This window comes from Gemmatimonadaceae bacterium (genome assembly GCA_036496605.1).
In the GTDB taxonomy this organism is placed as follows: Bacteria; Gemmatimonadota; Gemmatimonadetes; order Gemmatimonadales; family Gemmatimonadaceae; genus AG2.
Window position 1 is genome coordinate 143,261 of record DASXKV010000067.1, and the last position, 15,136, is coordinate 158,396.

Annotated in this window: 7 protein-coding genes; 3 read left to right on the forward strand and 4 right to left on the reverse strand. The window is 63.8% G+C overall.

All coding sequences use genetic code 11. The features are described 5' to 3' along the window. Positions 1 to 45: 45 nt before the first annotated feature. The 4 genes from VGH98_25220 to VGH98_25235 all read right to left on the reverse strand — a co-directional run bounded on the left by VGH98_25220 (position 46) and on the right by VGH98_25235 (position 7,159). Complete coding sequence (locus VGH98_25220; protein HEY2379308.1) at positions 46 to 351, reverse strand: hypothetical protein; 306 nt, start codon at positions 349 to 351, stop codon at positions 46 to 48. A 370-nt stretch (positions 352 to 721) separates the two neighbouring features. Continuing rightward, entirely contained in the window at positions 722 to 1,534 is an 813-nt protein-coding gene (locus VGH98_25225; GenBank protein ID HEY2379309.1) for a LytTR family DNA-binding domain-containing protein, read from the reverse strand. Beyond that, positions 1,531 to 3,480 (reverse strand): histidine kinase, encoded by a 1,950-nt coding sequence (locus VGH98_25230; GenBank protein HEY2379310.1) that lies wholly within the window; start codon positions 3,478 to 3,480, stop codon positions 1,531 to 1,533. Before VGH98_25230 ends, VGH98_25225 begins: the two co-directional genes overlap by 4 nt. Positions 3,481 to 4,480: 1,000 nt before the next feature. After that, entirely contained in the window at positions 4,481 to 7,159 is a 2,679-nt protein-coding gene (locus VGH98_25235) for a M14 metallopeptidase family protein (GenBank protein HEY2379311.1), read from the reverse strand. A gap of 314 nt (positions 7,160 to 7,473) precedes the next feature. Here VGH98_25235 and VGH98_25240 point away from each other — a divergent pair, with 314 nt between their 5' ends. From VGH98_25240 to VGH98_25250, 3 genes are all read left to right on the forward strand, one after another. After that, entirely contained in the window at positions 7,474 to 10,668 is a 3,195-nt protein-coding gene (locus VGH98_25240) for a SusC/RagA family TonB-linked outer membrane protein (GenBank protein HEY2379312.1), read from the forward strand. 17 nt (positions 10,669 to 10,685) lie between these two features. Then, positions 10,686 to 12,131 carry a hypothetical protein gene (locus VGH98_25245; protein HEY2379313.1) on the forward strand — a complete coding sequence of 482 codons (1,446 nt, stop codon included), beginning with the start codon at positions 10,686 to 10,688 and terminating at the stop codon, positions 12,129 to 12,131. Between the two features lie 110 nt (positions 12,132 to 12,241). Then, positions 12,242 to 15,115: a prolyl oligopeptidase family serine peptidase gene (locus tag VGH98_25250; protein ID HEY2379314.1), complete on the forward strand. Its 2,874-nt coding sequence runs from the start codon at positions 12,242 to 12,244 to the stop codon at positions 15,113 to 15,115. Positions 15,116 to 15,136: the final 21 nt, after the last annotated feature.

Below are 15,136 nucleotides of genomic sequence, written 5' to 3' on the forward strand. Positions count from 1 at the left end.
TCAAAGGGTGGGCGCTCCGCGCTCAGCGCAGCGCTCAGCGCACGCTCACTCGCCGGCGCCCCCCCCGCCGCCCCCGGATGCCGCCTGCTTCCGACGCTGCCACCAGGCCTGGGGCGATACCGCAGGCGCCGAGCGGCGCTCGAGCAACGCGGCGTGCCACGCAACGATCCGCTTTGCGACGGCGTCCCGTGACTCCCCGGCGACAACCTCGAAGGGGGCGTAGCGCTGCGCGTCGCCAGAGACTCTGAACCACCACCACATCTCTTTCTGGCCACCAGCTCGGGCCTCGGGAGTGCACAGGTAGTTTCGGCCGCCGTGCTCGAACTCAAAAGCTTCGATCGTGCGTCGCATGATCCTCCGTGGTTCCGCAAACAGCGCAGCGCCACGCACTTGTGGCATCGCCGCATGGGCCGGGTGTCCCGTTCGCGTCGCCTACGCGGGGCAGACGCAGTGACTACCTACGCTCGCACTCCCGCAAGGAGAGCGATCTTCTCCAGGCTCCGGCTGACAATTTGTTTGACCCTCCGCCGCAGGACGTCGCGGGTTCGAACGTCCTCGTGCAGCGGCGAAAGATCGGGGGCGGAGCGATGACTATTCGCTCGACTTCGAGCAATATAGCACGGTTGCGTGGGACGCGGGGCCCGCTGATGCCTGGGCGCTCGTTGCTGGCGGCTCATCGACTTCATCCAACCACCGACCACCAACCACCAACAATGAGTCGCTAGCGCGCAGGAACCTCCGCTCCTTCCCCGCGAACGCCAAGGAGCCGCGAATGGAGTCGCTCGCGATAAGTCCGCGACAGGCGCAGCTTTGCGCCACCTTTGAGGAGCACAATACTGTCGCCGCCGAACCACGGCTGGACCTCGACCACCCGATCGATATTGACGATGTACCGCCGATGAATCCGGAGGAACTGCTTCGGGTCGAGTTGGGTCTCGATGCTCGTCGCGGTCGCCCGGATCAGATGGTTCGCCGGTCCGACATGCAGCCGCACGTAGTTCCCGTCCGTCTCCCACCAGTCCACGTCGGTGGTCCGCACGATCCGGAGCACGCCGTCGACCTTCACCGCCACTCGGTCCAGGTAGTCCCGAGCGGCGTTCGCCCGCACGTCGTCGGAGAGATAGTCTCGAAGCAGCGATCGAAGCCGGCCGTCCTCGTCCGAGCGGACACACGTTTCGATCCGCTCCTTGGCGCGCGCAAAGGCTTCGCGGAAGCGGGACGTGTCGTACGGCTTGAGCAGATAATCAACGGCGTGCACGTCGAAGGCGCGAACCGCGTACTGGTCGAACGCGGTAACGAACACGATCGCCGGCAAGGGACTGCCGTCGAGCGCTTGCAGCACGCCGAAGCCGTCGAGGTCGGGCATCTGCACGTCGAGAAAAACCATCTCCGGTTCGAGCGTCGCAATCCGGCCGACGGCGTCGCGGCCGCCCGCGCACTCCGCGACGACCTTGGCTTCACCGGTCTCTTCGATGAGACGGGCAAGGCGACGTCGCGCGATGTTCTCGTCGTCTACGACGATGACGCTGATCATAAGCGTGTGAGAGTGGAGGGGGAGGAGGGAACTGACCCAGGGATGGGCGGTCCTGCGAGGCGCTCGAGGTGCGCGAGACTTCGCGCAAGCGACTGCTCGCGCTCGGCGGTCACATCTCCCTCGTCGCTGCACTCGATCGCGACGCGGAGATAGTCGCCAAGGCGCGTCGTCAACTGCTCCGTGCGGCGCGGCGACGGCTCGGCGTTCACCGCGTCGATCACGCGATCGAGTGCCCGTAGCACGACGGGCGGAATCGCCTGCATCCGCGTGGCCCGCTGTCGTGCCGTACGCAATTCAGCCGAGAGCGCGGCGGCTGCCCGCTCGCGCTCCCGCATCCATTCGATCAATTGCCGGCGATGGCCGATGCACTCGAGAACGGCAACGATGAGAACATTCAAAACGAACGTATTCGCGTTCGCCGACGACCAGAGTGCGAGCTTCGGCGTGAATACCCGGATCAGGACCGCGGCGTGGACGATCGCAATCGCCGCTGTGCCGAGGAGATAGAGCGGCAAACGTAAGGCAAGACGCGCACGCGTCAGTGGGAAGCGGGCGGTCGCGGCGAACGCGATCGGCGCGATGCCCGCCCAGAGGAGCGCCGCCGACACGTCGTGCACAGTGAGCCCGAACAATGTGTAATCGCCGAGGCGGTTGCGAATGCGCAGATAGGCGTAGCTCTGGATCGTCCAGAGCAGACCACATGTAATCCAGATACCCGTGAGGCTGGCGGCGCGACGGAGCCGGTCGTACGGCACAACGGGATGGAGGCTATCGCCTGTGTCCTTGCCGTCAGGCGACTCGGTGAGATCGTCGGGCAGCGGAACGACATTTGGCGTTGCTGGTGCATCGACGCTCCGTCGCGCGGGCAGCGCAACTTCGGCGACCGCGCCGCCGCCCTCGGCGTCGACGAGCCGGAGCTGGTCGCCAGGTCCGTAGAGTGTCGTTAGTCGATCGCGCACGTTGGTGAGGCCGATGCCATACCCCGAGCGCGACCCGACCTGTCGCAGCCCAACGCCATTGTCGGCGACCCGCAACACGAGCCGGCCGTCGACGAGCTTCGAGGAGATCTCGATGCACCCTGCGGCGATCCGGCCGGTGAGCCCGTGACGGATCGCATTCTCCACGAGGGGCTGAAGCACGAAGCGTGGGACGAGACAGTCGAGCGTATCACCGCCGACGTCGTAGTCGATGCGCAGCCAGTCCGGGAAGCGCAGTCGCTGAATATCGAGATAGGGCTCGATGGCGACGAGCTCCTCGCCCAACGTGACCTCACCCGACCGAGCGTTGAGCGCCGTCCGAAAGATGAGGGCGAGCTGGCGCAGAACGCGGAGCGCAGCCGCCGGTGCTTCGTAGGCAAGCTCCGAGACCGCGCCGAGGGCGTTGAAGAGGAAGTGCGGCTGCAGCTGCGCCTCGAGGTATTCGAGCCTTGCCCGACCGAGAAGCGCCTCGAGACGCGCGGTGCGTCGCTCACCGGCCAGCGCGGCGTCGCGCGCGATCAGGCCATCGACCACGACGATGACGCCGAGGTAGCACAGCGTGTCGAAGTCGGCGAAGAAGGTGAGCGTCGCGATGAACGGCGCGGCGGGCGTGACCCCGGCGAAATAGTGCAGACTCGAGCGCGTGACCATCGTGTCTCCGATTGTCGCGAGCACCAGCAGCGGAAAGTGCAGAACGAGCATGCCGCCCACACCCCGACCCGACGCACGGACACGCCGGTGCCAGGCAGCAATGGGGACGGTGATCGCGCTCCAGTAGACCGCCATCGTTAGGTCGACGAGGATCTCGCGGCTCCAAACCGTCGCCGCGTCGTGATCGAGCGCGGCGCTCACGATCAACTCGACGGCGGCGAAAGCGAGCCATGCCAACAGCACGAATAGGGCGGCACGGGCCCGCTGCATGAGCGACCCCCGGCCGACGGCCGCCATCGGCGAGGCGTCGAGGCTCATGGACATACGGTGCGTTGGCGGCTCCCTCGCCGCGCCGGTGACGTGACGAGTCGCGCCGCCCCGGGGTGAAACGCGCCTCCGTGGGGATGAAGGTGAGCGACACGGCTCGGCACGCCGCAGCACCACTTGGTGGCGCCGCCATGCACCTCGTCCCGAGCGACGCGCGAATCCGTGGAGCGGCTGCCTACACTCGTCGGGCGCACCGCACAGGTGATGGCATCATTCGCTTCCAGGAGTAGCCGATGATCATGACGCGACGACACGTGATATGTACCCTCAGCTCCCTCGCGACGGTCGGATGCATGGCGCAGCGCGCGGTGGTGCCCATGGCGCCGACGGGTCCTGGCCTCCACGTGTTGTTCGTGGGCAACAGTCTGACGTATGTGAACAACCTGCCAGGGATTCTCGAGGCCATGGCGGATTCCGGTGGCGAGCCGTTGCTGGAGACGCGCATGGTCGCGAAGCCTGATTACAGCTTGGAGGACCAGTGGAACGATGGAGACGCGCGCACCGCGATCGCGAACGGCGGTTGGAACGTCGTCGTGCTGCAGCAGGGGCCCTCCTCGTTGGAGACGAGTCGTGCGGTCCTCATCGAATACGGGCGTCGCTTCGCCGATGCGATTCGACAGGTCGGTGCGCGACCAGCGCTCTATCAGGTGTGGCCAACCTCCGATCGCGCCACAGACTTTGCGCGCGCGAACGAATCGTACCGGCTCGCCGCCGACACCGTGCACGGGGTCCTGTTTCCAGTCGGCGAAGCGTGGCTCGCCGCCCAACGTATCGATCCGTCGATTCCCCTCTATGCGTTCGACGGGCTCCATCCGAGCGCCGAAGGCAGCTACCTCGCGGCGCTCGTGATCTACGCAACGTTGTACGCTCGAACGCCGATCGGCTTGCCGGCAACGCTGCGCTTGCGCAACGGGACCACGGTCGGAGTCGGGGGGGAAGCGGCGGCGACGCTGCAGGCGGCGGCCAATGAGGTCACCGCCGCCTCGCGCCTTCAGCGCTGCGTGCCTAACGTCGGCGGACTCCAGAAGCCCGAGGCACCGTGCGCCTGCGCCGCCACGTCGCCGCCAAAGAGCGCCGCATTGAAGACGACCCGGAACGTCCCTGTCGACTGCCCGCGCCACTCCGGTTGGAAGGCAACGAGGATGACGTGACCCCGATCGTGCTTCACGTCGAGCGCCGCGGCCAGTCCCTGCATGTACTTCTGGCCGACGAGATACCCGGAACGGAGGATCGGGCCATCGTTAGGGTACTTCGCGAGCACGGACCCGTCGAAACCGTCGAGCGTCGTGAACACAGGGCTATTGAACACGAACACATCGGCGTGGGCCGGCATACCCGACATCACCGGATGGGTCGTGTCGACCACGACCTGCATGATCGAGCCGCCGGTGAAGTACTCCCGACGCGGAATGCCGGCGACAACGTTGCGCACGGGGAGGTGGAGCGCCGTCGCCGCTGCTGTTGCTCCCTGATTCCAGGCGACGAGCGTCCCGCCGGAGCGGACGAAGTCGTCGAACGCATGCACACGCACGGTGTCTTCAGCGCGCTGACTCGCCGTGTCCGCTGGAGCGCCACCGCCGCCGCCGCCCCGACCGCCCCGACCGCCACTCGTTAGGCCCTGCGACGCGACGATGACGACGTCGAAGCGACTGGCAAGATTGCCCGCGTGCAGATCGGCGGGTGAAATGAGCGTGTAGTGAAAGTCGTGTGTGTCGAGCAACCACTCGGTCCACCCCTCATCCATGTTGCCCGGCGCACCCTTGTACAGCGCAATGCGCTTTGGTGCCGGCACCGCGTTCGGCTTTTCGTCGTTGCCCGCCCAGGTGGCCCGAACGAAGAGATCCGATGCCAACTGCTGCGCGGCAGTCGAATCGAGCCCGCCGACAACCCACCGCGCGCTGCGCATCGCGCTTGCGGGCAGGAAGCTCGCCGTCCCGCCCGACGTCAGGGCACGATTGAGAAAGCGGAAGGAATTATTCTGCGCCGGATCGAGGACGATTGCATTTCCACTGCCGGTGATCTGTCCGGGCAACGGCACGATGCCCGCCGCTTCGGCGTTCGTGGTGAAGGGTGCGTCTGGGGCCGTATGCCAATCGACGGTCTTGCCCTGAACGCTCTGGAGCGCGGCGCGGAAATCTGCCGTGAGCGGTGCACGCCCCTCGACGACGCTCACGTTCATCTGATATGGAAGGGTCCAACCGGCTGCGTCGTAGGGAGTGTCGTCCTTGATCTCCGGATATTTTTGCGGCTCGAAGAGCTCGCGCACGAGCTGCGCGTACTCCTGATCCATGGGAATGACCCATGTGCCCTTGGGATAGGACGTGCCGTCGTACGTGACATCGCGATCGAGCTGCTTCACGTGGACTCCCATGAACGCGATGCGCTTGAGCAACTCCGCCGGCGCAACTGGATCGTACTGCGCCTGTGGAATGAGGTAGGCGTAGGGCGCGCTCGTGCGGTATTGCTGAATCGTGTTGCGTCCGGCCTGATAGCGATTGTAGAGAATTTCCTCACGGAATTTCGCGGCATAGTTCAGCGTCGCGAGCGACGCGGTCACCATGTAGTTCACGGCGTCGCGCAGGCCCCACTTCCCCTGCGCCCAGGGGCTCAGATACATCGTGGTCGGACGCAGATCCCGATAGTCGGACGGCAGACTGTCGACGGTCGTCGTGCGCGGCGTGGCGCAGTTGCCGCCCTGCGTCTCGGTCCACCAGGAGGGGATGTTCTGGTACATCGGCATGTAGTCGATGTAGCCGGGATACCACGCATCGTACGTCGCCAGTTGATGAACGGCGCCCGGCTGTCCGTTCGCGTCGAGCTCCTCGGCGATGCGCGTACCGATCGCGTTCACTTCGCGCGCCATGATCGGCGGAACGCGCAGGCCGACCGGATCGGCAAAAGGCGGGATCCAGATTCGCGTCGGGAAGGGCGACGACTGGTGATGCACATAAATGATATCGGGCTCCCAGTCGCGCCAAGTGCGCTGAATGACCCGTGATTCAACGACGTTAAGCATATAAGAATCACGGTTGTTGTCGTGTCCCACGTACTTCTCGTAGAGCTCCATCGGGGCCGTCGGCTTTTTCTCGTCGCGCGCCTTGCACCAGTTGACGACGATGTCCTGGCCGTCGGGATTGATGGATGGCCAAAGAAAGAGCACGACATTGTCGAGGATGGCTTTGTTCCGAGGGTCGTCAGGATGCGCGAGGAGCTCGTAGGCGACCAGCGGCGTGTGCTGGGAGCCGGCGATCTCCGAAGCGTGCAGCCCGCCGCTGATGTCGACGATCGCCTTCGCGTCACGGGCAAGGCGGTGCGCTTCGGCATCGGTCAGCCCCTCGGGATGCGCGAAGCGCAGATTCGTGCGGCGAATCTGATCGAGCCGCGCGAGGTTTTCGGGAGACGAGATGAGAGCGACGGTAATCGTCCTGCCGAAGGCGGTCTTGCCGACGTCGATGAGCTTGATGCGGTTGCTCGCGGCCGCGAGGCGGCGGAAGTACGTGATCGACTGCTCGTAATCGAACAGCTTGTAGTCCGCGCCGACGGGGAAGCCAAATGACGACTCGGGCGTGGGGATCGGCTTCTGCGCGTCGGTCGGGCGCGGGATGGCGATGCCCAACAACAGCGTGACGAGCGTAGCACGCACGGCCAGGTATCGAACGGATTGAGACATCGGCGGATTCGGATCGGCGAGTTGAGGCGGCGTGAGGCGACGGCGGGAAGTCGGCCCCGTGCGTGACCAACACCGCCAGTGGTGTGGTTGACGTGCATATAGAATGCGCGCGCTGGTTGACGCAAGTACGACCGGCGCTTACCCTCACGCCGGTGCCAACCGGCCCGATTCGCTCACGCAAGTCTCGTCGCGGGCGCTGAGCCTTCCGCGGCGTTCACGTGCTGGTCCGGACAGGTGGTCCCACAGCGGGTCCGTGTTGAGCATTTGTGAAAGTCCTGCCCACCCCTCACTTTCCGGTCGGAGGTAAGCAACCGATGAATGTTCGTCGCTCGGCGTTCATCGCGGCGGCCATGGCCGCTGTTGGATTCGCCAGTCCAGTCGTGCGCAGCGCTGCCGCGCAGGGCTCGATCAGGGGTCGTGTGACGGCCGTCGAGAGCGGCCGCCCCCTCTCTGGCGCTCACGTGCTGCTCGTTGGGTCGACTTCGGTCGCGACGACGGGCGACGACGGTTCGTTCACCTTGAGAGGTGTCGCGGCCGGGACCTGGCAGCTGCAGGCCCTCCACGTCGGCTATGAATCACAAAAGAAGCCGGTAACCGTGACGAGTGGCGATTCGGCGCGAGTCGAGTTCGCGCTCACGGCGGCGGTGGTGCAGCTGCAAGAGGTGGTGACGACCGCGACGGGACAACAACGACGCGCTGAGCTGGGCAATGCTGTCTCGGTGCTCGACATCTCGAAAAAGGTCGAGGAGAGTCCGAACAACAACCTTACGTCGATGATGATCGCGAAGTCGCCGAGCGTCACGATCTTGCCCGGCACGGAGTTGGGCGGCGCGCCGACGGTGCGCATTCGCGGCGTCTCGTCGATCAGTCTTTCCAACGCGCCAATCTGGTATGTGGACGGCGTGCGCTACTCGGCGTCCGGCTTGTCGTCGGGCACGGACGTCGGCTTCTCGCTTCTCAATTCGCTCAACCCGGACGAGATCGAAGACATCGAGATCGTGAAGGGTCCATCGGCGGCAACGCTGTACGGGACGAACGCCGCGAACGGCGTCGTGCTCATCACAACAAAGAAAGGCCGCGCGGGACCAGCCCGATGGGCGTGGACCGCTGAGAATCGCACCATCGACGATCGCGTGCCGTACCAGGACATGTACGCCAACTTCGGTCACGACCCGGTAACGGGCGACGTCCTTCGTTGCCAGCTGGCGACGATGGTGACGAGCGCGAATTCGACTGGTTCGTGCGTTTCCGACAGCCTCACGCACTACAACTGGATGAAGGATCCGCAAAACACCTTCGTGCATCTCGGGCGCGGCAGTCTCTATGGCATGAACGTGAACGGAGGCACCGACGTCCTCCACTACTTCGCCAGCGGCGACATCGATAACGAGATTGGGCCGATTCAGATGCCCTCGTACGAGGTCAATCGATTCAATTCCCAGAACATCCCTGTGCGCAACGAGTGGTTCCATCCGGAAGCCCAGCAGCGTTCTTCGTGGCGTGGCAATCTTTCGGCAGCGCTCTCGCCGACGGTGGACCTCAACCTCAACACGGGGTTCGCGAAGCTCGACAATCGCATCCCGCCGGAGAGCGATCTGATCATCGCGCTTTATTACGTCGGGATGCAGAACTACGGATACAAAGGATGTCCGGGCGGAGTGGCGCCTTGTGGTCTCGACAAGGATCCGAACCAGGCCAATGGTACGCCCCTACATGATGCGCTCCAGTGGGCACCGGGCGACATCATGCAGGTGACGCAAAATTCGGACGTGCAGCGTTTCACGGGAAGCGCGAACACGAGTTGGCGGCCCTTCTCGTGGATGCATAATGATGGCACGCTCGGTCTCGACCTTGCGGCCGTCGACTTCTTCCAGCTGTGCCGCTTGAACGAGTGTCCGCCGCAGACCTCGACGGCGCGTCTCGGAAGCGTTACGGACAATCAGACGAAGTTCCGCAACCTGTCGGCGAAGATCTCGAGCACGTCGACGTACAATTACCGCTCGTGGATCAATTTCCAAACGAGCGTCGGAGGCGACTACACGAACGTCGAAGTCGACTCCGTTCGCACCAGTGGAACAACGCTCCCGCCGGGTGGCTCGACCGTCGGCGCTGCCGCGACGCGGAGTGCCTCCAACGGGCAACCGATGGCAGTGAAGACGCTTGGCATCTACGCGCAGGAGCAGGCTGGCTTCAACGACCGGCTCTTCCTTACAGCGGCCGTTCGCACGGATCAGAACAGCGCGTTCGGCACGAACTTCCAGCGGGTTGTCTATCCGAAGGCGAGTGCGTCGTGGGTGGTTTCGGATGAAAGTTTCTTCCCGCATTACTCCTGGCTGGATCAGCTCCGACTTCGCACCGCGTATGGTGCGAGCGGCGTTCAGCCGGGCGCGACCTCAGCCCTGATTCTGTATACGCCGGCGAGTGTGAGCATTCCGACGAAGTCATCGACGGCGACGGGTGGCACGGACACGCCGAGCCTAACGTTGAATCAACCCGGCAATGTGGACCTCAAGCCGGAAACGTCGACGGAATTCGAGGGCGGCTTCGATTCACAGTTCCTGAGTAATCGCCTGCACTTCGAGTACACGTTCTGGAGGAAGAAGACGAAGAATGCGCTCATCAATGTCAACCTCGCGCCCTCGTCAGGCGCCGCGCTGCTCAGCCCTCTGCTCAATATCGGATCGACCGAAGGATGGGGACACGAAGCGCAGGTGACGGCGCAGCTCTGGCAGTCACGCCGCTTTGGCTGGGACGTGTTGCTCACCGGGTCGCACTTCAGCAACAAGATTCTCGATCTCGGCATCGATCCGAGCACGGGACAAGGGCGCGTGCTGATCGCGAACAGCGGCAGCACGAGCGGCCAGGTCCGGCAGATGGTCGGTTATCCGATCAACGCGCAGTGGTACCGTCCGTACACGTACTCCGATGCCAACCACGATGGCATCGTGCAAGTGAGCGAGGTGCACGTCGACTCGTCCTTCCAGTATTTCGGCTACCGTGTACCGCGCGACCTCATGTCGATCCAGAACGGTTTCGATTTCCTCGGCGGCATGGTTCGCATCACGATGATGTTCGATTACAAGGGCGGAGCAAGCACGCTCGACGGCGCGAACAACTTCCAGTGCAACACGGGACCGTTCGCATGCCGAGACACGCAGGATCCAACGGTCTCGCTCGACCGTCAGGCGGCGGCGATCGCCAAGACGTACGGCACGACGCTCAACGGAACGAACTACAAGACCTCGCTCGGCTACTTCCGCAACAACCAGTTCTGGAAGTTCCGCGAGCTATCGGCGGTCCTGCAGCTGCCTAACGCGGTACGATCGCGGATTCGTGCACAGCAGGGATCCTCGATCGTGTTCGGCGCGCGCAATCTGCACACGTGGAGCTCATGGACGGGCATCGACCCCGAAGCGAACTACGGTTTGACGCAGACGGAAGCGCAGAACGAGTTCCAGACGACGGGTCTCCCGACGTATTTCACCGTTCGACTCAATCTCAAGTACTGACAGCGAGGACGATACTCATGCGGAATCAGACGAATCGCGCCTGGTCGGTTGGCGCGGCCGCGATCGTGCTCGCGGCGGGTGTGTTCACGCTCGGCGGCTGTGATCGTATCAAAAACGAGCTGCTCGAGCCGCAGAATCCGGGACTGGTGGACCAAAGCGCCGTCAATTCGGCAGCTGCGGCGGCAGCGCTTAAGATTGGAGCGATCGGACGGCTGAAGGTTCTCTCCAACGACCCGAGCGCCACAGGCTTCGCTTATTCGTCGCTCTGGGTGGCTTCCGGACTCTTCAGCGACGAGTTCTCGAATTCGGACTTTCAGAATTCGCAGAACGACGTGGATGCGCGCACGATCAGCCCGGATAATGTTGTGAGTGATTATTCACGCGTTACCCAGTCGCGAGGTTTCATTCGTGACGCGATTACCGCGGAGCGGCAGTGGGAGCCTCAGAAGACCACCGACATCGCGGAATTGTACCTCGGCCTCGGCTTCCTCGAGATGAGTCTCGGCGAGGACTTTTGCAATGGTATCCCGTTAGGCAGCAACAAGGCGGGCGTCGCCGACTATAGCAGCCCCGACTTCAAGCCCTTGACGAATCAGCAGGTCTACGTGATTGCGTTGGCGCACGTTGACACTGCCATCTCCACGATCGGGACGGCGACAGACGCCGCGTCGACCTTTGTGATGCAGGCAGCGCTCATTACGCGAGCGCGCATAATGATCGATCAAAATCGGAACCAAGCTGGCGCTGCCGCCGCGCTCGTGCCGACGACGGTCGTACCCTCCACCTATCAGTATCTGTGGACTTCCTCGACCGCATCCAACGGCGACGACATCGGTATATGGCGGTTCAACAACTCCGTCGGGCGCACCACCGTAGGCGACAGCACGATCAACTTCCAGGGAAAGATCTACACGACCCTGAACGCGATTCCCTTTGCGTCGGCGAAGGATCCGCGCGTGCCGGTGCTGGATGGCAAAGGTGCAGGGCTGTCTTCCGAAGATGGCCTCACGCCCTTCTTTCTGCAGCAGATCTGGAAGAATCGCGACGACCCGGTTCCGATGGTTTCCGGTATCGATGCGCGCCTCATCGAGGCGGAAGCGGCGCTCAACGCCAGTACGCCCGATATCACGACGATGATGACGATCCTGAACGCGCTTCGTGCCACGCCGCCAAAGATCGGTACGTATCAGCCGGCGGCGATGGCGCCGCTCGCGACGCCCGCCACGACCGACGATGCGACGACGCTGTTCTTCCGAGAGAAGGCGTTCTGGACCTTCGGCCGCGGACAGCGCATGGGTGATCTGCGGCGCCTCGTCCGCCAGTATGGGCGGACGCAGGACAAGGTGTTCCCGTCTGGCCAGCAGTATAAGGGCGTGAACTACGGCGCCGACGTGAATTTCCCGGTGCCCGATGGTGAGCGCGTGAACCCGCAATTCCAGGGGTGCATCGATCGGAGCGCGTAGCGACACATAACGAGTGAGGGATTCGGTCAGCTCGAGCAAAGCGAGGGATCTGAGCTTGTGATAAGTTGATCGCTGTACCCAGCCAGTTCGTTCGCATTCACGGAGCTTTTATGATCTCCACGATTCGCACCGCGACGCTCGCAATGCTCGTCGGAGCGACCTCGCTCGTCGCGCAGCAGCCACAAGGCGCGCCGTCGGCTGCGTCCGCTGCCAGGCCCGTTCTCACCGAAGCCGACTTTGCGCGCATCGAGGCGCTTGGCGCGGTCGCATTGTCACCGGATGGAAAATGGGTGGCATATGACTTTCGGCGTGGCGTGGCCGGTCCCACCGAGCTGCGATATCGGCCGGTAGCTGGAGGCAGCGAAGCGAGTGCTGCGTTAGGCAACGTGCCCGTCTTCAGCTCGAACAGCCGCTGGCTGCTCTTCACCGTGAGTCCGGACACGATCGGTGGCCGCGGCGCGGGCCGCGCTGGACGCGGCGCCGGCGGGCGCGGTTCGGTCACGGGCGCGGGCGCCACGTCGGAGGCCGCGCGCAACAAGGTTGGCATCGTCGATCTGAGATCCGGGACGACGACCATCCTCGCCGACGTGGCGTCGTTCGCGTTGAGCAAAGACGGATCGCACGTTGCACTGCGTCGCTATGCGCCGCCTGAAACGAAGAGTCGCGGCGCGGACCTGGTCATCCGTGACCTGGATCAGGGAAGCGACATCACCTTCGGCAACGTGGCTGATTTCGCCTGGAGTGACGATGGTGCACTGCTCGCGATGGCCGTCGACGTCGATGGCCATACGGGCGATGGCGTACAGATCCTCAACGTCACCACCGGTGTCATCCGCGAGCTCGACAGCGGCGATCACTTCTATAGCGCCGTCGCGTGGCGCAGGCACGCCGATGATCTCGCCGTTTTGCGAAGCCGATCGGACAGCGCGTTCGCGGACACGAGCTATGCGGTGATCGCGTGGCGCGGCCTCGCTGGCCCGCGTCCGACGAAGAGCGTCTATGATTTCGGGGTCGACGCGAGCTTCCCGAACGGAATGCGCGTCACCAGCTACCGTCCGCCACTCTGGTCCGAAGACGGTAGCGCCGTGTTCGTCGGGTTGGCGGCACGCGAGCCGAAGGAATCACGTCAATGGAACGCGTCGCAACCCGCGCGCGTCGAAGTCTGGCACTGGAAGGACCGGCGCGAGTACCACCAGCAGGATCGTCAGGCCGCGCAAGACCGCCAGAAGACCGAGCTTGCGGCGTGGCGGCTCGCCGACAATCGGCTCGTTAGGTTGGCGGACGATTCCTCGGATGTGGTGCAACTGTCCGAGAATCAGCGCGTCGCGCTGGTGAACGACGAGCAGCCGTATTTTTCGGAGATCATCTCGGGGCGGCAGTACCGCGACGTCTATTCCATCGACCTGGCGACTGGTCGGCGTGATCGCGTCGTCACGAAGAGCGTCTATCCGGCATCGGCAAGCCCGACGGGCCGCTACGTGCTGTATCCACAGGGCGGCCACTGGTGGACGTACGATCTCACGACCAAAGCGCGCGCGAATCTCACGGCCAAGATCTCGAGCGCGTTCGTCAACATGGAAGACGATCACCCGATCCACGAGCGTCGTCCCTATGGTGTCGGCGGCTGGACGACCGGCGACCGCTCCGTGATTCTGTACGATCGCTCCGATCTGTGGCAAGTGGCCTCGGACGGCTCGAATCCCGTTAGGCTCACGCGTGGTCGCGAGGACAGCACCGTGTATCGGATCGAGGTGCTCGACCCGGACGCGCGCGCAATCGATCCCGCGAAGCCGATCATTCTCTCGGCCGTGGGCGACTGGAACAAGAAGAGCGGATTCGCTCGCCTGACCATCGGTCAACCGGCGCAGCGCCTCGTGTGGCTGGACAAGAGTGTCGGTCGGCTGCTGCAGGCCAAGAACGCAGCGAACACATTTGCCTTCGTGGAGCAGAGCGCCGACGAGCCGCCTAACGTCTTCGTCACGGCGGCCGGCTTCGATGCGGCGCAGCAGGTATCGCACACCAATGCGTTCCTCGCCGATCACGCGTGGGGAAAACAGGTGCTGATGCCGTACACCAACTCCCGCGGCGATAAGTTGCAGATGATGCTGACGTACCCGGCGGATTATCAGCCGGGCAGACAATACCCGATGGTCGTGTACTACTACGAGAAGCTGTCGCAGGGATTTCACCAGTGGGTGGCGCCCACCGATCGATCGACGTACAACACCAGCGTCTTTAGCCAGAATGGCTACTTCGTCCTGCGTCCCGACGTCGTTTTCCGGTATCGAGAGCCCGGGTACTCAGGGCTGGATTGCGTGACGTCGGCGGTGAAGGCGGCACTCGCGACGGGCATGATCGACCCCAAGCGCGTCGGCAACATGGGACACTCGTGGGGCGGCTATCAGTCGGCGTTCTACGCGGTGCACGGCCACGGCATGTTCGCCGCGACGATTGCCGGAGCGCCGCTCACGGACTTGATCAGCATGTACGGTTATACGTCTTTTAACAGCGGTTTGCCCGAGACGGGACACTACGAAACCGGGCAGGAGCGGATGCAGGTCCCGCTCTGGGAAGATCCGCAAGCGTACGTCCGCAACTCGACCGTCTTCGCCGTGGACTCGCTGCAGACACCCCTGCTTCTCGAGGAGGGAGACGCCGACGGCAACGTCAACTACTGGCAGAGCATGGAGCTCTATAACTTCGGCCGCCGCCTGGGCAAGGAAGTCGTCTTTCTGATCTATAACGACGAGAATCACGGCGTCGCGCGGCCGGAGAGCCAGATCGATTATCATCGGCGACAACTCGAGTGGTTCGCGCACTACCTCAAGGGCGAGCCGGCGGCGGATTGGATCACGCACGGTGAAACGTATCTGGCGCGTCAGAAGATGCTCAACGCGTACAATGCGTCGAAGGACGTGTCACCCACGCCGGCGATTCAGGCCGGTGCGACAAGCAATAGCGGGGGGAGGACGCGGCGTCCGTGACAGAATTATCATCCTGACCGA